We start from the raw sequence: 20,356 nt of genomic DNA on the forward strand, positions 1-20,356 counted from the left end.
CGGAATGTGCGAGGGCCGGGACGTGGTTCAGCGTGGGACGCTGATGCCCTTGGGGTTGAGGTGCGCGATGTTGCCGCTCTCCGTGCCGTCCGTCGGATCGATCACGCAGTCGATCAGTGCCGGACCGCCCGCGGCCAGTGCCTCGCGAAGGGTGGTGGCGACCTCGTCGGGCGTCGTCGCCTGGTAGCCCGTGCCGCCGAACGCCTTGATCATGAGGTCGTGACGGGCCTTCAGCGCGGTCGGTGCCGGATCGTCGGAGGGGGAGGCGTCGTCGCCCCGGTAGACGCCGCTGTTGTTCAGGACGACGGTGACGATGGGCAGGTCGTAGCGGCAGACCGTCTCGATCTCCATGCCGCTGAACCCGAACGCGCTGTCGCCCTCGATGGCGACGACCGGGCCGCCGGTCTCGACGGCGGCGGCGATGGCGTAGCCCATGCCGATGCCCATGACGCCCCAGGTGCCACTGTCCAGGCGGTGGCGCGGCACCTGCATGCCGATCGTGTTGCGGGCCAGGTCGAGCGCGTTGGCGCCCTCGTTGACGACGTAGGCGCCGGGGTTCTCCTGCAGTACGTCGCGGATGGCCTGGAGCGCGCCGAGGAACTTCATCGGGTGCGCCGTGGCGGCGGCCTTCAGGCGACCGGACATCTTGGCGACGTTCTGCGCGGAGCGGGCGGTGAGTTCCTCGCGCCACGGTGCCGGGGCCGTGATCCGGCCCGGCTTGCTGCGCTCGACGAGGGCCTCCATCACGGAGCCGACGTCCCCGACCAGCGGAGCGGCGATGGGCTGGTTGCTGTCCATCTCCGTGGCTGCGATGTCGACCTGGACGAACTTGGCGTCCGGGTTCCACTGGGGCGCGTCGCCGTGGCCGAGCAGCCAGTTCAGACGGGCGCCGACCAGCATGACTACGTCGGCCCGGCGCAGCGCGAGAGACCGGGCCGTCGACGCCGACTGCGGATGGTCGTCGGGCAGCAGGCCCTTCGCCATCGACATGGGCAGGTAGGGAATGCCGGTGGACTCGACGAACTCCCGGATCAGGTCGTCCGCCTGGGCGTACGCGGCGCCCTTCCCGAGGACCAGCAGGGGCCTCTCGGCGCCGGCGAGGAGTTCGATCGCCCGGTCCACGGCCTCCGGCTGCGGCAGTTGGCGTGGCGCCGGGTCGACGAGCCGCCACAGCGACGCGGCGCCCTTCTCGGCGTCGAGGACCTCACCCAGCACCGCGGCCGGGATGTCCAGGTAGACCCCGCCGGGGCGGCCGGAGATCGCGGTGCGGATCGCGCGGGCGAGGCCGCGGCCGATGTCCTCGGCCCGGTGCACTCGATAGGCGGCCTTGACGAACGGCTTGGCCGCCGCGAGCTGGTCCATCTCCTCGTAGTCGCCGCGCTGGAGATCAACGAGGTGCCGCTCGCTCGACCCGGAGATCTGCACCATCGGGAAGCAGTTGGTGGTGGCGTTGGCGAGCGCCACGAGTCCGTTGAGGAAGCCCGGCGCCGACACCGTGAGGCAGATGCCCGGCTTCTGCGTGAGGAAGCCGGCCGCCGCCGCCGCGTGGCCGGCGTCGCTCTCGTGCCGGAAACCGATGTAGCGGATGCCCGAGGCCTGCGCGAGACGGGCCAGGTCGGTGATCGGGATACCGACGACCCCGTAGATGGTCTCGACACCGTTGAGCTTGAGTGCGTCGACGACCAGATGGATCCCGTCGGTCAGGGCGGCCGGTTGATCGGCGCCCTCCACGCCCGTGTCCTGTACGACAGCGTCCGTCATGGTCCGGATCCTCCCTAGCGGGTCGCCCAGTTCGTCTTCCGTGTTTCACCATCCGCGCCATGGGGCCGGCGCGTCCAAGATCTTTTGCCAACCAGCTGATTTACCGCGTTTATCGAAGGGAGCGGGGTCGGCCGCTTGCGCGGGATGCGCTCGCGGGGCCCGGCCGAAGCACCTCGTAAGAGGCCTCTCCGCCCCGGGACAGCCCCCCTCAGCCCGTTCCCCTGACGTCCACGAGCTGCTTGCCTCGGAGGCCTTCGGCCGCGTCGGGTCCGGCAGCCGGGTCGGGGCGCTCGGACACGAAGACCTCGTCGAGCGACAGCCCCGCCACCACGTTGAGGAACGCCCGGGCCACCACCGATCCGGGCGTGGCCGCATGGATAGCCACCGAGATCTGCGCCCTGGCGTTCGGCTCGACCAGCCGGACGGCCCGGGTCCCCCCGGTCACCGGCATGGCGCTGAGCCAGGTGTGCGGGACGACGCTTGCCCATGCCCCCGTGGAGACATGGGCGCAGAGGGAGGCCACCGAGTCCGTCTCGACCTGCGGGGTCGCCGTGACGCCCGAGCTTTCGAAGGCGTTGTCGATGAACTGGCGGAACCGCATGTCCGGGGTCAGCAGCGCCAACGGGAGCTGGGCGGCCTCGGCCCAGGTGATGGTGGGGGCCGGGGGCACCAGCTGCTCGCCGGACACCAGCAGCACGTACTGCTCCTCGTACAGCGGCAGCATCTCCAGGCCCTCCCGGTCGTCGGGGCCGAAGTGGGCGATGGCGGCGTCCAGTTCGAAATCGCGGAGCTGGCGCACCAGCTCGGCGGAGGACAGCCGCGAGCACACCTTCACCCTGGCCAGCGGGTGCATCGCACAGAAGGCGGCCACCGGGAGCCCCGTGGTGGTCGACACCGTGGGGCCCGCGCCCAGCCGGAGCGTGCCGGTGACGCCGGACTGCATGACCGCCACCTCGGACTTGAACGCGTCGTGCTCGGCGATGATCCGCTTGGCCCAGACGACGAGCCGTTCGCCCTCGGGGGTGAGTCCCTCGAAGTTCCGCCCCCGGTTGATCAGCGTGACGTTGAGCTCCCGCTCCAGCTTCGCGATGGCGATCGACAGGGCCGGCTGCGAGACGTAGCAGGCATCGGCCGCCCGCGCGAAGTGCTTCTCCCTGGCGACCGCCACGAAGTACTCGAGCTGCCGGAACAACATGAGCGGCTCTCCTTCACCTCGAGCGATATTGTATGCAGTATTCCTTATTCACGAACCGGACGCCATACTGACGACGACGTCGATCCGGAGAAGGTGGCGCGCCCGCCGCACGCACAGAAAAGCGGTCCTCGGGGCGCGCCCCGGAAGGAGGAAACCGCCGTGGACGAGAACAACGCGGCCGTCGGGAACGGAGCCCCGCCCGAGCAGGGCGGCCACGGCACCGGGCGCGTCGGCGAGCCGGAAGGCTGGCTGGCCCAGGCGATCGTGCGTGAGTCCTCCGAGGCCATCGTGGTGGCAGATCCGGAGGGGATCATCCAGGTCTGGAACGGCGGAGCGGAACGGATGTTCGGTCACACGGCGGACGAGGCGGTGGGCCGCAGCCTCGACCTGATCATCCCGGAGAAGCTGCGGGAACGGCACGGCAAGGGATATCGGCACACGATGGCCACCGGTCTGACCCGGTACGGAGACACACTCCTCGGCGTGCCCGCCACCCACCGGGACGGCCACCGCCTGTCGATCGAGTTCTCGGTGGCGCTGCTGCGCGACGCGACCGGCCGGATCGCCGGGATCTCAGCGATCATGCGTGAGGTCACGGAGCGGCGCACCACGGAGAAGGAGCTGCGCACGCGACTGGCCCACCTCGAGCGGCAGCTCTCCCAGACGTCCCCCGCCTGAGCGCACGCCCGACGGGCTGCGTCCGGCGCGTCACACACCGCGGCCGGTCGCCGCGTCATGCACCGCGGCCCGCCCGGGGTTCAGGGCCGCGCGCAACGGGGCCGGCCGTACGTGGCCGGACCCGGGCGGGCGTCCGCGGCACCGGCCGCCCGTCCGGGGTGCCGTATCAGCCGGATCCGGCGTTGCTCGGCGGATAGGACGGACGACTCGGCATCGGCGGCCCGAGGGACGGAAGCGGCGGCAGAGCGGCCTCCTCCACCCACGCCGTGAACACGTCGTCCAGCGGCCGGCTCGCGAACCGGGCGACGTGCGTGGTGAAGGCGCCGGTCGTCACGACCCCGCCCCGGTGCACGCCCGCCCAGCCGCGCAGCATCCGGTGGAACGCCTCCTCGCCCATGGCGCAGCGCAGTGCATGCAGCACGAGCCCACCGCGTTCGTAGAGACGGTCGTCGAACATCCGCTTGCGGCCCGGGTCGGACAGCCGCAGATCCTGTGGCAGCAAGGACAGCTTCCGGTGCGCCACCGCGGCCAGCTGTGCGGCCGTGGAACCCCCGGACCGCTCCGACCACAGCCATTCCGCGTACTTTGCGAAGCCCTCGTTGAGCCATATGTGCCGCCAGTCGGCGACGGACACGCTGTTGCCGAACCACTGATGCGCCAGCTCGTGCGCCACCAGCCGCTCCGAGCCCCTGGCCCCGTCCACATGGTTGGCGCCGAACAGCGACAGACCCTGGGCCTCGACCGGGACGTCGAGCTCCTCCTCCGTCACCACGACCGCGTACTCGCCGAACGGGTACGGGCCGAAGAGCTCCTGGAACAGCTCCATCATGGCGGGCTGGCGCGCGAAGTCCCTGGAGAACTGCGGCAGCAGACGCGCGGGGACATGCCCGTACTGCGGCACGCCCGCGTCACCCGCGTCGCCGAGGAGCACCGTCTGGTACCTGCCGATCGACAGCCCGACCAGATAGCTGGAGGTGGGGGCCGGCTGTTCGTAGACCCACGTGGTCGTGGACGCCTTCGTCGTACGGGTCAGCAGACGCCCGCCCGCGACGACCGAGTACGTCGACGGGGTGGTGACCGATATGTGGTACGACGCCTTGTCCGCCGGGCGGTCGTTGCACGGGTACCACGAGGGCGCCCCGACGGGCTGGCTCGCCACCAGCGCCCCGTCCTCCAGCTCCTCCCAGCCGATCTCGCCCCAGGGGCTGCCGACCGGCTTCGGATTGCCCGACCAGTGCACCTCGACGGTGAACGCGGCACCCGCCCGGATCGGCTTCTGCGGGCGGATCCGCAGTCTGCCGCCGCGGTGCACATAGTGCGGCGCCCGCCCGTCGACCCTGATCCGGCCGATCCGGAAGTCGGCCAGGTTCAGCTGGAACTCGGTGAGCGGAGCCCGGCCCGCTATGGCGTTGAGCCGCGCCGTCCCGGCGAGCCGGTTGGGGCCGGGCCGGTAGTCCAGCGTGAGCTCGTAGCGGTGCACCCGGTACCGGGGATCGCCGTTGTCGGGGAAGTACGGGTCCGCTTCCACCTTCTGCTGACCGCTCACTGCTGCGTCTGCTCCCTGCGCCGTGCTCGTACCTCGTGCCGGTGTCCCGACTTCCGGCCCCTGACGAGTCACGCCGCGCGCCTCCGCGGACGCCATGCCTCGATCGGGTTGCCCAGCCAGCGGGTGTCGTCGGGCACCGACTCCGCCGCCATCACGAGCGAGGCGGGGCCCAGTGTGGTGCGGGCACCGACCGTGCTGCCGGGCAGGACGATTCCGCCAGGACCCAGCGTCGCGCCCTCACGGAGGACCACAGTATCCGTCCTCAAGATCCGGTCGTGGAAGAGGTGGGTCTGCAGTACGCAGCCCCGATTGACCGTCGCCCCGTCCTCCAGCGTCACGAGGTCCGTCTCCGGAAGCCAGTAGCTCTCCACCCACACGCCCCGGCCGATCCGGGCGCCGAGTGCACGCAGCCACAGCGTCATCAGCGGTGTGCCCGGAACGGACCCGGCCAGCCATGGCACGGCCACCACCTCGACGAAGGTGTCCGCCAGCTCGTTGCGCCACACGAACGAGCTCCACAGCGGGTGCTCCCCGGTACGGTGCCGGCCCACGAGCAGCCACTTCGCCACCACGGACACCGCACCGGCCGCCGTCCCCGCGCCCAGGAGCACCAGCCCGCACAGCAGCCACGCCCACCCGCCGAGTGCGCTGAGTGCCGCCACGGTCAGCACCGCGAGCCCCGCCGAGCAGAACACGGGCACGATCCGGCACAGCTCCACCAGCCCGCGCGCCCAGAGCAGCCGGGCCGGCGGTTCGTAGGTGCGGCTCTGGTCGCCGCCGGACACCGCGCGCGGAAGCTTCACCGGGGGCAGTCCCAGGTAGGAGGTGCCCTTCTTCGCCTTCTTCGGTGTCGCCGACAGCACACCGACCAGTCCGCCGTCGGGCACACTCCGGCCCGGCGCGGTCATCCCGGAGTTCCCGAGGAACGCCCGCCGCCCGATCTCCGCGCGCCCGATGTGGATCCAGCCGCCACCCAGCTCGTACGGCGCGGTCAGCGTGTCGTCGGCCAGGAAGGCTCCCTCACCGACCGTGGTCAGACTCGGCAGGGCGAGAACGGTCGACACCTCGGCGCCCCGCCCGATCCGCATCCCGAGGAGCCGCAGCCACACGGGGGTGACCAGACCGGCGTAGAGCGGGAACAGGGTCTCGCGCGAGCGGTCCATCAGCTGGGTGACCGTCCAGGCCTGCCAGCCGATCCGGCTGTGCGTCGGGTGCGTGCCCTCGCGGAGACCGAGGCTCATCAGCCGTACGGCGATCAGAAGCAGCAGCGCGTACATCAGTCCGAACGCCAGCGTCGCGGGAACCAGGGCCTCGGCCGCCCCCCGCAGTGCCCGACCGAGCCCGGCGGCCGGATCGACGAACATGTGCGCCACCAGGAGCGCGGCCGCGGCGGCCGGCACCGGCAGCAGCGTCAGCGCGAAGCCGGTGACGCCGTACATCGCCCGCCACCACGGGCCGCGCTGCGGTCGTTCGTCGGGCCAGTTGCGCTTGGCCCTGCCGAGTTTGACGGCGGGGGCGCCCGCCCAGCGCTGTCCGGTCGGGACCTGGCCGGCGACGGCCGATCCGGGCGCGACCTCGGCCCGCTTGCCGACCCGTGCTCCCGGGAAGAGCATGCTGCGTGTGCCGACCACGGCGTGCGCGCCCACCTTCACCTGACCGATCTCCAGCAGGTCGCCGTCCAGCCAGTAACCGGAAAGGTCCACCTCGGACTCCACGGCCGCGGACCGGCCCAGTTTGAGCATGCCGGTCACCGGCGGCAGCGAGTGCAGGTCGACATCGGCGCCGACCTTGGCCCCCAGCGCCCGGGCGTACCGCTCCAGCCAGGAGCCCGTCAGCGAGGACGCCCCGCTGAACTCCGCGAGCCGCTCCGCCGTCCACAGCCGCAGATGGACGCTGCCGCCCCGTGGGTACTGCCCGGGTTTGACGCCCCGCAGCAGCAGCCGTGCCCCGCCCGCGGCCACGGCGAGCCGCCCCGGTGGGGTGAAGAACACGACCGCCCCCGCGGCCACGGCCCACCAGGAGGTGCTCGGCGCCCACGGATACGCACCGAACCAGTGCAGAGCGTTGCCGAGCGCGGCCAGCGCCACGGTCCAGCGCAGCCCCAGCACCGTGAACAGGGGAACCAGCAGGAGGAGTTGCAGGACCCGGGTCCGCGCCGGGACCGGCACGACCACGCGCTGCGCACCGTCGTCCTGCGCCGACTCCTCCAGATGGCGGGCCAGTTTGCGCAGCGTCGGCTGCTGGTAGATGTCGAGGACGGCCGCGCTGGGATAGCGGGTGCGCAGACGGGTGGTGAGCTGAGCTGCGGCCAGGCTGCCACCGCCGATCGCGAAGAAGTCGTCCGAGGCGTCCGCCACCGGGATGCCGAGGACCTCGGTCCACTGCTCGGCGAGCCAGGCTTCGGTGCCGTACAGCTCCGCAGCGGGCTGCTCCAGGCCCTCCAGCGGCCAGGGCAGGGCGTTGCGGTCGACCTTGCCGGATGTGCGGGTGGGCAGATCGTCGACCGGTGCGAGCAGCGGTACCAGGGCGGCGGGCAGTTCGGCGCGCAGCTTCCCGACGGCGACCGTGCGGTCCCATCCCTCCTGGGTGACGACGTACCCGACCAGGAGCTGATTCCCGCTGCGGGCGGTCCGCACGGCCGCGGCCGCACCTGCCACACCCGGCAGGGCCTGCAGCGCGGCGTCCACCTCACCGAGTTCGATGCGCCGCCCGCCGAGCTTGATCTGCTCGTCGGCGCGCCCCAGGAAGATCAGCCCCTCCGGCTCGGCCCGGACGAGGTCACCGCTGCGGTAGGCACGCTCCCAGCCGAGGGCCTCGAGGGGCGCGTACTTCTCCGCGTCCTTCTCGGCGTCGAGATACCGGGCGAGCCCGACCCCGCCGATCACCAGCTGACCGCTGTCGCCCATCGACACCGGCTGCCCGGCGTCATCCACGACGGCCAGTTCCCAGCCGTTCAGCGGCAGCCCGATCCGGATCGGTTCCTCGCCGGTGAGCAGCGACGCACAGGCGACGACGGTCGCCTCGGTCGGCCCGTAGGTGTTCCAGACCTCGCGGCCCTCGGTGACGAGCCGCTGCGCGAGCTCCGGCGGGCAGGCCTCGCCGCCGAAGATCAGCAGACGGACGTCGTTCAGGGTCTCGGGCTCCCAGAGCGCGGCCAGGGTCGGCACGGTGGAGACGACGGTGATCTCCTGCTCGACCAGCCAGGGGCCGAGATCGGCGCCGCTGCGTACCTGCGAGCGCGGTACGGGCACCAGGCACGCCCCGTACCGCCAGGCCAGCCACATCTCCTCGCAGGAGGCGTCGAAGGCCACGGAGAGACCGGCCATCACCCGGTCGCCGGGCCCGATCGGCTCCTCCTTCAGGAAGAGGGCCGCCTCCGCGTCCACGAACGCCGCGGCGCTGCGGTGACTGACGGCGACGCCCTTGGGCTTTCCGGTGGAGCCGGAGGTGAAGATGATCCAGGCGTCGTGCTCGACGCCCGGCCGGGCGTCGGGGGCATCGGAGGGTTCGGCGACGGTCAGCCGGTGCCCCGCGCCGATCACGGCGCGCACCTGCGCCTCGCCGAACACCAGCTCGGCACGCTCGTCCGGGTCCTCGGCGTCCACGGGGACGTAGGCGGCTCCCGCCGCGAGGACGGCGAGGATCGCCACGTACAGATCGTTGGTCCCGGACGGAACACGGACGCCGACCCGGTCGCCGAGGCCGACTCCGGCGTGCGCGAGGCGCCGTTTGAGGGACTCGACCTCGAGGGCGAGGTCACGGTAGGTCAGGCAACGCCTACCGTCGTCGAGGGCCGGCTCGTCGGGATGCGCCCGTACCGAGGCGTCGAGGACGTCCACGAGCGTCCGCGGCGAGGCGGCGGGAGCGGCGGAGAAGAGCGCACGGTCACCGAACTCTGCGCGCATCCGCTCCTCGGACGGCGCGAGTGCGGGGCCTTGCTGGAGGGCTGCCATCGGGTCCTCACGTCTCGTTCCCGGAGCGTTCCGGGGCGCTGGTGGGCCCGCAGGTATGCCTGGGGATCTTCCGGTCCAGCTCCGAACAAGCGGACAATCCTAGTACGGCGCCGGACACGGACCGTACCGACGGGCCGCCGGAACCGAGGTCAGGGGTGCCTCGAACCTGTGATTCCGGCACGCTGACATGGGGATGCGTCACCGTGACGAGATATGCCCCACACCAGGGCGCAACACGGCGCGGGAGCCCATCCGGGCTCCACGACGGGGCACTTGGCGTCTTCGTCGCGGGCGCGGAACGGCGCAGAGTTGCGGTCGGTCACCATGGGAAGCCTGGCCTCGCTATGTCCGACGGGGGCTCCCATCGTTCCGTATCCTTCCCGTTCGCGCCTCTTGTGACGGCCGAGAGCGGTATGCACCGTGAGGGTGATTCAAACCCTTCGGGGGCACCGAGCAGAAATTGCCCTTTCCGTGACCTCGACGGAAAATCCGCGAATCAGTGATATCCATCACATCGATCCCGGAACTAACCGGCCTCAATAGTAGATGCCGCTCCGATGACATACGGGATTTGTCCGTCTTGGCGGCGGTGCAGCACATCCGGGATTCGAGGACTTCTTCCCTCTCGGCGATATCGCCTGTTCGCACTTGCGTAAGGCTTCTGACTGAGCGACAGGAACGTCACAGGCCTCCGCAGCAGGGGGCGGAGCGACCGCTCTTCCTTTGCAAGGGTCATCCGCACCTACGAAGCAAAGTAGTACCAAGGCTCTTTGCGCGCCCTGTGAGCCCGTACTGAGAATGACGGCCGCAGGGCATCGCCGTGGTTCAGGGGTGGGTCCGCAAAAAGCCAGCCGCACAGGGAGCGCTCGGCGATTACCGAGTGAGGTCACGCATGGGGAAGCACCGCAAGAAGAGCCGTCGGAACATAGTCATCGCCGCTGTCGCCGTGGGGGCCGTGGGCGTGCCGTCCGCCGCCGTGGCCTGTGCGAACTGGAGGGACAGCGCAGGGCACCCGTCGTACGCCGCCGCGAAGCTGGAGACCAAGCATCGGCGCAACGACGCCGACCGGTACTACAGCTGGAACGCGGACGGGCACAGCACACCCACGGTGGCAGCATCGAGCACCCCCGCACCCGCCGCGAGCACGCGGAAGGCCACCTCGCCGTCGACTCCCGCGAAGACCACCGCTCCCCGGCCCAGGACCGCCGCACCGCGGCTCACCCCGAAGACCCCTGTTTCCCCCTCCGCCTCCGCACCCGCCACACCGCGGAGCACGCCGGGCACACCGACGGCCACCGCCTCGGCGCCCGCGGCCGGCGCTCCTGCGTCCGGAGACGTCGCACGCGTGGTGGAGCTGGTCAACGCCGAGCGGGCCAAGGTGGGTTGCTCACCGCTGACCGTCAACGCGAAGCTGACGAAGGCCGCGCAGGCGCACAGCGAGGACATGGCGGCCCACGCGAACATGTCGCACACCGGGTCGGACGGGTCCGCCCCGGGCGACCGCATCACCCGTGCCGGATACGACTGGAGCTCCTACGGGGAGAACGTCGCCTACGGCTACGCCACCCCCGAGGCGGTCATGGCCGGCTGGATGTCCAGCCCGGGTCACAAGGCCAACATCCTCGACTGCGGATTCAAGGAGATCGGCGTCGGTCTCGCGCAGCCCAACGACTACTGGACCCAGGACTTCGGAGCAGCCCAGTAGGGCGCCTCGGGCCACGGCCGTGGCTCGCGGCGCGATCGGGCGGCCACGCATGACGGCGTGGCCGCCCGATCGGCGCTCGGGTCCATGCGTGTGCTCCGGCGACCGCGGAGCGGACCACCGGCGGACGGCTAAGGTGCGGTGCGCGAGGTCTTCGCCGTGGGGCCGGCGGTGCCCGTGTTCCAGTCCAGGCGCAGCACGGCGAGGTCGTCTGTGTGCCGGTCCGCGTTCAGCGTGCGGGTGCGGGTGATGAGCTCGTCGAGATGGGTGCCGGGATCGGGTGCATGGAGCGTGTCGATGATGCGCAGCAGACCGTCCACCCCGAGGCGGGCGCCCGTGCCGTCCGCGAAGCCCTCGATGAGACCGTCGGTGTAGGCGACCAGCGCGCCGCTCGCGGGGAGTGCCAGCGTGGTGGCGGGCCACTGGCCCAGTCCGGGTGCGATGCCCAGCGCGACTCCATGGGCGGCCGCCACCTCATGGGTGCCGTCGGGGGTGACGAGCAGCGGTTCGTGGTGGCCGGCGAGGTGCAGGGTGAGGGAGGCCGCCTGCGGATCCAGGGTGATCAAGGTGCACGTGGTGAACAGGTCGCTGCCGGCGCGTTCGGCTATGTGGATCTGTTCGAGGAGATGGAGCAGCTGCTGATCCCGGTGGCCGCCGAGGGTCAGGGCACGCCACGCTATGCGCAGGCAGACGCCGAGCGCCGCCGCGTCGGGGCCATGGCCGCTGACGTCTCCGATGACGGCGTGGACCTGTCCGTCCCCCGTCTGCACGACGTCGAGGAAGTCGCCGCCCAACAACGCCTGCGCACGTCCGGGGTAGTAGCGGCTGGAGGCGCTGACCGTGCTGGAGGACAACAGGGGTTCCGGGAGCAGCCCGCGTTCCAGGCGTGCGTTCTCCTCGGCACGCAGACGTCCGATCTGGAGGGCGGCGTTGGCGCGTTCGGCCTGCTTTCGCTGGACGGCGTAGCGGACGGCGCGTTGCATCAGGTCGGGATCGACCTTGCCCTTGACGAGGTAGTCCTGGGCACCGGCGGCAAGGGCGTCGACTCCCGCGCGGGGCTCGTCCAGGCCGGTCAGGACGATGACGGCGGCGTCGGTGGCCGCCTGGATCGCCTGGACGGTCTCCACTCCGGACGCGTCCGGCAGATGCAGATCGAGCAGGACGCAGTCGACGGGCCCCGAGGCGAGGACCGCACGCGCGTCGACGGCCGTGCGGCACCGTGTCAGCGCATGCGGCAGATCGGTGTCGTGGAGGAACTCCTCGACCAGGAGGGCGTCTCCGTCGTCGTCCTCCACCAGCAGCACGTCATATTGCTCGTCGCGGCCTGCGGCTGGAGCGGTCACGGCTGTGTCTCTCTGTCCGGGGCCGCCGTCGCGGCAGTGACGGCGGGGAGGGTGAAGACAACGCGGGTGCCGAGCTCGACGTCGGGGTCGAGCCTGATCGTGCCGTCATGGAACTCGACGACCTTCTTGCACATCGCAAGGCCGATGCCGGTGCCCGGATAGGCGTCCTTGGTGTGCAGTCGCTGGAAGAGGATGAAGACCTTCTCGCGGAACTCCGGTGCGATGCCGATGCCGTTGTCGGTCACCGCGAACTCCCACGCATCCCCCTGGGGCACGACGCCGATCCGAATACGCGGCGGCCGGTCGGGGCTGCGGAACTTGATCGCGTTCGACAGCAGGTTCTGCCAGAGCATGCCCAACTGGGTCGGATCCCCGACGACGGTGGGCAGCACATCACGGGTGATCTCGGCGCCGCTCTCCTCCACGGCCACGCTCAAGGTGTCCAGGGTGCGGCTCAGCACCTCTTCGAGGTCCACGGTCTGGTGGTCGTTGTGGACCCGGCCGACCCTCGAGAAGGCCAGAAGGTCGTTGATGAGGCTCTGCATACGGTTGGCGCCGTCGACGGCGAAGGCGATGTACTGGTCGGCCTTGTCGTCCAGTTGGCCGCCGTAGCGCCGCTGAAGCAACTGGGTGAAGCTGGACACCTTGCGCAGAGGTTCCTGCAGATCGTGCGAGGCCACGTAGGCGAACTGCTCAAGCTCCGTGTTCGAGCGCTTCAGGTCCTCCGTCTGTTCGTCCAGCAGCCGGCGGGTCCCCTCGCTGAACCGCAGCTCCTCCACCAGGCGCAGACGCATCGAATCCACGTCGGAGGCGAGCCGGCGCAGGTCGGCGGGACCGGTACCGGCGAGGGAACGGTCGAAGCGGCCCCGCGCCACCTCGCGGGCAGCCGCGCCGAGCGTGCTCAGCGGGCCGGTGATGCCGCGGCGCAGCCCCTCGAAGACGAGACCGGCCACCAGGGCGATGACAAGGCCGATGATGGCGAACATCCAGTTCCGCAGCGCCGTCGCACGACGCAGGTCCCGCGTGGCCACCACCCGCTCGTCCTGCAGATGGGACTGCTGACGTGCCATCGCACGGCGCAGCGAGTCGAACACGGCCTTTCCCTCGTCGGCCCGTGCCGTGGTGATCTTCGAAGCCTCCGCGGGGCCGGCCCCCGATACGGGCTGGGCTATGCGCTCACGCCAGGTGCCGGCCAGCTTCTCCACGTCGGCCAGGTCGTCGAGAGCCCGGCCGTCGTGGCCGAGCAGGGACCGCAGCCGCTTCAACGCCGCCTTCTCGTCGGCCACGCCCTGTGCGTACGGCTGCAGGAAGTCCTTCCGGCCGGACAGGCCGTAGCCGCGGATGCCGGTCTCCTGGTTGACCAGGGCCTCCTCCACCCGCATCGACTCGATCAGGGCCGGAGAGCGCCGGTCGACCAACGAGGAGGTGATCTGCGAGGTGCGCCACATGGCCCAGCCCCCCAACGACCCCAGCACCGCAAGGAGGATCAGGGTGGTGGCCACACCGGCCCGCAGCCAGCGACGGGTGGTCCAGCCGGCGAACACACCCGCGGTGTCCGTCCGCTTGCTTGTCATCGCGCCCTGCATCTCTCCCCCGACCGACCGGTCACACGCGCCGTGGCGCGACAGGCACACTGTACCCGCGGTCCGACAACGCCTGTTGTCCCATCCGAGATCAACGCCCTAGGGTGGTGCCATGCCTGGTCCACCTTCCACATTTCGTCCGACGGACGGGGAGACGGCCGCGCTGGTGACCCAGCTGGTGGACGAACTCGCCCGGCGACTGGCGCAGGAAGCCGCCCACCCGCCTGCAGAGCCCCTCGACATGACCGAGGAGTCGCGCCGGCGGGCCCTCGTACGCCTGCGTGTCCTCGCCGATGTCAAACAGGCCGTCCGGCATCTCGAGGACGAGGTGGCCCACACCGCGGCCGCGAGCGGAGCCGGTTACCCGGAGATCGGCCAGGCCCTCGGCATGAGCCGTCAAGGAGCCCGGCGCCGCTGGCCCGGGCTGATCAGCAACAGCACCCCTCACCCAACCCCCCGGAGCTCGTGAATCATGGCTGCCGCCGCAATCCGCCCCTATGACGTGCTGCTGGTCGAGGACGACGTCGCCGACGCGATGCTCATCCAGGACGCACTCGCCGAGCGCGGTACCCGAAACCTCACCCAGGTCTCCGACGGCATCGCCGCCCTGGACTACCTCCGCGACCCGTCCAAGGAGCGGCCCGACCTGATCGTGCTCGACCTCAACATGCCCCGCATGAACGGCCGCGAGTTCCTTGCCGTGGTGAAGGAGGACGCCGACCTGCGCACCATCCCGGTGGTCGTACTGACCACGTCAGCCGCTCCCGACGACGTCACCGGCGCCTACCACCACCATGCCAACGCCTACGTCACCAAGCCGGTCAACCTCGAGGAGTTCGAGGCGGCGGTCCACAGCATCGACGCCTTCTACCTCGACGTCGCCGTCAAGCCCCCCAAGAAGTGACGTCCGGCGGCGGCCGGTCCGCGGAGCCCCGGCGGGTCCGGCGGTCGCCGGGGCGGAGTACGGCCGTCGCGGGCGCGACGACATGACGGCGCCTGCCGGGCGTTCTGCGTGCCGGCGGATCCCCGGCCGTCAGTCGCCGCAGAGCATGCCTTCGCGCAGTCGGGCCAGCAGGCGGGTGATCAGGCGGGAGACGTGCATCTGGGAGACGCCCAGGCGTTCGCCGATCTGGGCCTGGGTGAGCTCTTCGACGAACCGCCAGTGGATGATCCGGCGGTCGCGTTCGCCGAGTTCGGCGATCATCGGCGCGAGGGCGTGGAAGTCCTCGACCAGTTCCAGGGCCGCGTCCTCGTCCCCGATGAAGTCGGCCAACGCGGACTCCCCGTCCTCGCTGCCGGCGATCGCCGCGTCCAAAGAGGCCGAGGTGTAGCCGTTGGAGGCCAGTTGCGCCTCGACGACCTCGTCCTCGGGCAGGCTCATCAGATCCGACAGTTCCCCGGTGGTCGGCGCCCGGCCCAGCCGGCTGCGCAGCTCCTCGTTCGCGCGGGCCAGTTGCACACGCGCCTCCTGCAGCCGGCGGGGCACATGCACGGCCCAGGAGGTGTCGCGGAAGAACCGCTTGATCTCACCCACGATGTACGGGACGGCGAACGAGGTGAACTCGACCTCGCGGGAGATCTCGAACCGGTCGATGGCCTTGATCAGTCCGATCACACCGACCTGGACGATGTCCTCCATCTCCTCCGGTCCACGGCTGCGGAACCGGCCGGCCGCGAAGCGGACCAGGGACGTGTTCATCTCGATCAGCGTGTTGCGGACGTGCTGGTACTCGGACGTGCCCTCCTCCAGCACCGCCAGCTGCCCGAAGAACAGCTTGGACAACTCCCGCGCGTCCCTGGGTGCGACCTTGGACGGGTCCGCGATCTCCGGCACGTCCACCGTCTGCTCGGTCGTCCGCACGGTCTTCGTCGCCACGATGCGCCCTCCCTGTCGATCGGCCTGGTCCCACCGGTCCGCCGTCCGGCAAGCAGGCGCATACCCCGGCTGCCGACCGGCATTCCTCCGGCTGCACCCTCCACCCCGGCGGCCCATGGTGTTCACCCGTACTCCCGACGGACCTGCGATCGCCACGAGTCCCGTCGGCCCCGCCGCGGAGCACTTGGGACCGCGGTCGTCCCACGCGGGCTTCGGCATGGGCCCCGTACGACGCCCGACGGACGTCCTACGCAGGTCCGGAGTCCAGCGGCAGCCACGCGGTGATGCGCTTGCCGACCGTCTCCGCCCGCATGCTGAGGTGGGCGGCGACGGCCTTCACGATCTCCAGTCCGTGCTGGCCCACCCGCTCGGGGTCGGCGGCTCGAGCCGTCGGCAGAACGGGGTCGCTGTCCCACACCTCGACCTGCACCGTCGAGCGGGCCACTCGCAACCGCAGCAGAATGGGGCCCGGAGCATACTTGCGCGCATTGGTGACCAGCTCGCTGACCACCAACTGGGTGAGGTCCACGACCCGTTCGGGGATGCCGCGACCCTGCCCGGTGGAGTCCTGGGTGAGAAAGGCGGCAGCCAGACGGCGCGCTTCGGCTATGCACCCGCCGTCACCCGACAATGCGATCGTCGTCTCCGGCTCATCGGCGTCCTGACTCCCGGGACACCGGCCCTCGTACTCCTCGTCCAGCCGGTCTGCCATACCCGCCTCTCCCCGCATGCTCAGTACCCGGGCGGGTACCACGCCCGCGCTGCACGGTCTGTGGCTGCACCGTCCGGGTGCACAACCAGTACCACGCGCGAGCCGTCCTTCGACCAGAAATTCCGCTCGAAGGCATCTACGACCGCTTCGCCGGGGAAAGCCCTGTCGAAACACCGAACGCGATGGAATCCGTGGTCGACCGGGCGGAGCGGCCGCACCGGCACATCTGGAAAGTGCGGGTGACACGCTCGCCACCGGCCGGGCGCGGACGGAGGAGGAGGCGGCGGCCAAGGGGGCCGAACCGGGCTGAACCGCCCTCGAACGCCGCCCGGGGAGGGGCAGTTCGCAGACAGCCGCTTCCCCTCCCCGTCCCCGGGCAGGCCGTCCTGATCCGGCTCGGCTCGCGGATCGGGCCGGTGCGCTCGGCCCACCGACACCGATACGGGACGTCGGTACACCCTTCATGGTGGAAGCACGCACTTCAGCACCCAGAACTGTGGTGTCCCACCACATACGCCTCCCACTTGCCCGTTCCTACGGTGTGGCGACACACAATCGTCCCCGTCGAACGCCAGGAAGTGGTTCCGATGTCGTCCTCCGCGACCGCTCCACCAGCGCCGTCCCGTCTCCCCCGTATCGTCGCCGCCAGCCTCATCGGCACCACCATCGAGTGGTACGACTTCTTCCTCTACGGGTCCGCCGCCGCGCTCGTCTTCAACAAGCTGTTCTTCCCCGACTCCGACCCGCTCGTCGGCACCCTGCTGTCCTTCCTGACGTATGCCGTCGGCTTCGCCGCCCGTCCCCTCGGCGCCCTGGTCTTCGGCCACTACGGCGACCGGCTCGGCCGCAAGAAGCTGCTGGTGCTGAGTCTGCTGCTGATGGGCGGCGCGACCTTCGCCATCGGTCTGCTGCCCACGCACGCCACGGTCGGCGCCGCCGCGCCCGTCCTGCTCACCGTGCTGCGTCTGGTGCAGGGCTTCGCGCTCGGCGGTGAGTGGGGCGGCGCCGTCCTGCTCGTGTCGGAGCACGGTGACGCACGGCGGCGCGGCTTCTGGGCCTCCTGGCCGCAGACCGGTGCACCGGCCGGGCAGCTCCTCGCCACGGGCGTGCTGTCGCTGCTGACCGCCGTCCTCTCCGACAGCGCCTTCGTCTCCTGGGGATGGCGCATCCCGTTCCTCCTGTCCGGAGTGCTGGTGATCGTCGGTTTGTGGATTCGTCTGTCTGTCGATGAATCGCCTGTGTTCCAGCAGGCGTTGGCACAGGCCGAGGCCCGCAGCTCGGCGCCGGGGGCCGGTTCCGAGAAGCTCCCGCTGGTGTCCGTTCTGCGCCACCACTGGCGGGACGTGCTGATCGCCATGGGCGCCCGCATGGCGGAGAACATCAGCTACTACGTGATCACCGCCTTCATCCTCGTCTACGCCACCACGTCGGCCGGGGTCTCCAAACAGACCGCGCTCAACGCCGTACTCATCGCCTCCGCCGTGCACTTCGCCGTCATCCCGGCCTGGGGCGCGCTCTCGGACCGGATCGGCCGCCGGCCGGTCTATCTGCTGGGCGCGGCCGGGGTGGGGCTGTGGATGTTCCCGTTCTTCGCGCTCACCGACACGGGCGGGTTCGGCAACCTCGTGCTCGCCGTGACCGTCGGACTGGTGCTGCACGGGGCGATGTACGCACCTCAGGCGGCCTTCTTCTCGGAGATGTTCGCGACCCGGATGCGCTACTCGGGTGCGTCCATCGGCGCCCAGTTCGCCTCGGTGGCGGCCGGTGCCCCGGCTCCGCTCATCGCGACCGCGCTGCTCTCCGAGTACGACAGTTCCACGCCGATCACCCTGTACGTCATCGGGGCGTCCGTTCTCACCCTCATCGCGGTGGGCGTCGCGAAGGAGACGCGCCACCGCGACCTGGCCCGGGTCGACTCCTCCGTGGAGACGGAACCCGCCGGGACGCGCACGGCGGACGCACCCATCGTCTGACGGACCGGCACCGAGCGGCCCCGTGCGCCACCGCGTGCGGGGCCGCTCGCCGTTCTCCTCCGGGACGCGCCGCCGCCCGGTACGGAAGGCGGCCCCGGGTCAACGGGAGACGGGCGAGGAGGACAACCGGTGCAGTCGCAGCGCCAGTTGTATCTCCAGGGTGCGGGCCGGGCTCTGCCAGTCGGCGCCGAGGAGCCTGCCCACCCGTTCCAGACGCTGCGCCACCGTGTTCACATGCACGTGCAGTTCGTCCTTGGTGCGAGCCGGGCTCATCCCGCAGTCGAAGTACGCGTCGAGGGTGCGGACGAGGTCGGTACCGCGGCGTTCGTCGTAGGTGACGACCTCGCCGATCGTGCGCTCGACATAGCCGGCGATGTCCCGGTCCCCGGCGAGCAGCAGCCCGAGGAATCCGAAGTCGTCGGCGGCGGCGCCGTCCCCGGTCCGGCCCAGCAGTCGCAGCGCGTCGAGGCAGCGCTGCCCCTCCGCATGGGCCGCCGCCACCGCGTCGGGACGGGAGGCGAGGTCCGAGACGGGCCCGGACGCTCCGACGGTGACGCGTTCATGGACGGCGGTGCCCAGCTCTCCGGCGGTGCGGCGGGCGAGATCCGTAGCGCTGTCACCCGGTTCGAGGGGCAACAGCAGGACCGTACCGCCGGCGCGGGTTGCGGCGAGCCCACGGCGGGTGGACGCGAGATGGGACGCGGCGGACCACAGACGACGGCGAGCGGCCGCCTCCTGGTCGGCGTCGCCCGATGTGCCCTCGAGACGGGCGGCGAGCACCACATGGGTGGCGTCGAGGTCGGCGCGCAGCCGCGCGGCGCGCTCGCGCAGCACACGCGGGTCGCGGTCACGGCCGTCGAGCAGATCGTCCAGCAACTCGCCCCGGACGCGCTGCTCCGCCTCGACGGCCGAGCGGCGGGCCAGCAGAAGCAGCGAGGTGACCATGGCCGCCCGCTCCAGGGTGCGCTGGTCGACGGGGTCGAGCCCCGGATGGCCCCGCAGTACCAGCGCGCCGAACAACTCGTCGCCGGCCGACACCGCGGCGATCCAGTCCTGCCCGTGGCGCACGGCATGGCCCTCCGCGCGGGACGCCTCCAGGGCCGCGGTGCGGGCGGTGGACACCTCTGCGAACTCGACCGTGCCGTCGAGGACCTGTGAGACCGCCGCCGCCACGTCGTGGACGCCACCGCCGCGCAGGACGAGTTCGGCGAGGCGGTCGTGGACGTCGGAGGCCCGCTCGACGGCCCCGCTGCGGTCGCGGATGATCTCGTTGGCGCGTGCGAGCCGGTCCAGGGCCGAACGCGTCTCGGTGAGCAGGTTCGCGGTGTCGATGGCGGCGGCGGCCAGCGCGGCGAACGAGCCCAGGAGCGCGATCTCCTCCCGCTCGAAGACCCGGGCCCGCCGGTCGGCGGCGAAGAGCACCCCGATCACCTGAGGACCGATCATCAGCGGTACGCCGAGGATCGCCACGAGACCCTCGTCGCTCACCCCGGTGTCGATCGTGCGGGTGTGCTGGAAGCGGTCGTCGTCGAAGTAGTCCGGTGTGACATAGGGCCGGGCGGTCTGGGCGACGAGTCCGCCGAGCCCCTCCCCCATGCCGAGCCTCAGTTGCTGGAAGCGAGCCGCGACCGAGCCCTCGGTGACCCTCATATAGGTGTCCCCGGCCGCCTCGTCGTGCAGGGTCAGATAGGCGACGTCCGTGCTCAGCAGGGATCTGGCACGCTGCACGATCGCCTGCAGCACGGCGTCGACGTCGCGCAGCCCGGCCAGGTCGTGGGCGGTCTCGAAGAGGGCGGACAGCTCGGCCTCGCGCCGCCGCCGGCCCTCCATCTCCGCGCGCACGCGCAGGGCGAGCACCTTGGCCCGCTCCAGCGCGTCGACGCGCTCCGCCGACAGGCCTTCGGCGCGGGCGAGCAGCACCGGCTGTTCGTACGCGTCGGCCGACGCGCGCCGGGCCAGGAGCTCCAGGAACGGCGCCTCGGCTCCGGTGCCGAGGCGCTCCGCGGACTGTACGTGATCGCGAGCCATGCCCCC

General features: G+C 71.1%; 14 protein-coding genes. 5 read left to right on the forward strand and 9 right to left on the reverse strand.

Annotated elements, in window-relative coordinates:
* Positions 1-27 precede the first annotated feature (27 nt).
* Positions 28-1,761, reverse strand: coding sequence for an oxalyl-CoA decarboxylase (gene oxc / locus RCR19_RS04355; protein ID WP_331263851.1), 1,734 nt, complete (start codon positions 1,759-1,761; stop codon positions 28-30).
* Between the two features lie 208 nt (positions 1,762-1,969).
* Complete coding sequence (locus RCR19_RS04360) at positions 1,970-2,956, reverse strand: LysR family transcriptional regulator (RefSeq protein WP_331263852.1); 987 nt, start codon at positions 2,954-2,956, stop codon at positions 1,970-1,972.
* A 159-nt stretch (positions 2,957-3,115) separates the two neighbouring features.
* On the opposite strand from RCR19_RS04360, the gene RCR19_RS04365 reads away from it, so the two are divergent.
* Positions 3,116-3,634, forward strand: coding sequence for a PAS domain S-box protein (locus RCR19_RS04365; RefSeq protein WP_331263853.1), 519 nt, complete (start codon positions 3,116-3,118; stop codon positions 3,632-3,634).
* Positions 3,635-3,800: 166 nt separating this feature from the next.
* Here RCR19_RS04365 and RCR19_RS04370 read toward each other — a convergent pair whose 3' ends face one another.
* The gene (locus tag RCR19_RS04370) at positions 3,801-5,180 is read right to left on the reverse strand and encodes a M1 family metallopeptidase (RefSeq protein ID WP_331263854.1); all 1,380 of its coding nucleotides are present in this window, start codon (positions 5,178-5,180) and stop codon (positions 3,801-3,803) included.
* Positions 5,181-5,248: 68 nt separating this feature from the next.
* Positions 5,249-9,133 carry a Pls/PosA family non-ribosomal peptide synthetase gene (locus RCR19_RS04375; protein WP_331263855.1) on the reverse strand — a complete coding sequence of 1,295 codons (3,885 nt, stop codon included), beginning with the start codon at positions 9,131-9,133 and terminating at the stop codon, positions 5,249-5,251.
* Between the two features lie 892 nt (positions 9,134-10,025).
* Here RCR19_RS04375 and RCR19_RS04380 point away from each other — a divergent pair.
* The gene (locus tag RCR19_RS04380) at positions 10,026-10,838 is read left to right on the forward strand and encodes a CAP domain-containing protein (protein ID WP_331263856.1); all 813 of its coding nucleotides are present in this window, start codon (positions 10,026-10,028) and stop codon (positions 10,836-10,838) included.
* A gap of 128 nt (positions 10,839-10,966) precedes the next feature.
* Here RCR19_RS04380 and RCR19_RS04385 read toward each other — a convergent pair whose 3' ends face one another.
* Entirely contained in the window at positions 10,967-12,178 is a 1,212-nt protein-coding gene (locus RCR19_RS04385; RefSeq protein WP_331263857.1) for a fused response regulator/phosphatase, read from the reverse strand.
* Complete coding sequence (locus RCR19_RS04390; RefSeq protein WP_331263858.1) at positions 12,175-13,752, reverse strand: ATP-binding protein; 1,578 nt, start codon at positions 13,750-13,752, stop codon at positions 12,175-12,177. Before RCR19_RS04390 ends, RCR19_RS04385 begins: the two co-directional genes overlap by 4 nt.
* 121 nt (positions 13,753-13,873) lie before the next feature.
* On the opposite strand from RCR19_RS04390, the gene RCR19_RS04395 reads away from it, so the two are divergent.
* Together RCR19_RS04395 and RCR19_RS04400 are read left to right on the forward strand one after the other, a co-directional pair.
* Positions 13,874-14,230 (forward strand): hypothetical protein, encoded by a 357-nt coding sequence (locus RCR19_RS04395; RefSeq protein ID WP_331263859.1) that lies wholly within the window; start codon positions 13,874-13,876, stop codon positions 14,228-14,230.
* 3 nt (positions 14,231-14,233) lie between these two features.
* Positions 14,234-14,665 carry a response regulator gene (locus tag RCR19_RS04400; protein WP_331263860.1) on the forward strand — a complete coding sequence of 144 codons (432 nt, stop codon included), beginning with the start codon at positions 14,234-14,236 and terminating at the stop codon, positions 14,663-14,665.
* A gap of 129 nt (positions 14,666-14,794) precedes the next feature.
* Here RCR19_RS04400 and RCR19_RS04405 read toward each other — a convergent pair whose 3' ends face one another.
* Both RCR19_RS04405 and RCR19_RS04410 read right to left on the reverse strand, forming a co-directional pair.
* The gene (locus RCR19_RS04405; RefSeq protein ID WP_331263861.1) at positions 14,795-15,637 is read right to left on the reverse strand and encodes an RNA polymerase sigma factor SigF; all 843 of its coding nucleotides are present in this window, start codon (positions 15,635-15,637) and stop codon (positions 14,795-14,797) included.
* 247 nt (positions 15,638-15,884) lie between these two features.
* Positions 15,885-16,349, reverse strand: a complete 465-nt coding sequence (locus RCR19_RS04410) for an ATP-binding protein (protein ID WP_331263862.1) — start codon at positions 16,347-16,349, stop codon at positions 15,885-15,887.
* 587 nt (positions 16,350-16,936) lie between these two features.
* On the opposite strand from RCR19_RS04410, the gene RCR19_RS04415 reads away from it, so the two are divergent.
* The gene (locus RCR19_RS04415; protein WP_331263863.1) at positions 16,937-18,322 is read left to right on the forward strand and encodes an MFS transporter; all 1,386 of its coding nucleotides are present in this window, start codon (positions 16,937-16,939) and stop codon (positions 18,320-18,322) included.
* A 99-nt stretch (positions 18,323-18,421) separates the two neighbouring features.
* Here RCR19_RS04415 and RCR19_RS04420 read toward each other — a convergent pair whose 3' ends face one another.
* Positions 18,422-20,350: a GAF domain-containing protein gene (locus tag RCR19_RS04420; protein WP_331263864.1), complete on the reverse strand. Its 1,929-nt coding sequence runs from the start codon at positions 20,348-20,350 to the stop codon at positions 18,422-18,424.
* Between the last annotated feature and the right edge of the window lie 6 nt (positions 20,351-20,356).

The sequence above is a fragment of the Streptomyces sp. WAC07094 genome, from assembly GCF_036320405.1.
GTDB lineage: Bacteria > Actinomycetota > Actinomycetes > Streptomycetales > Streptomycetaceae > Streptomyces > Streptomyces lannensis.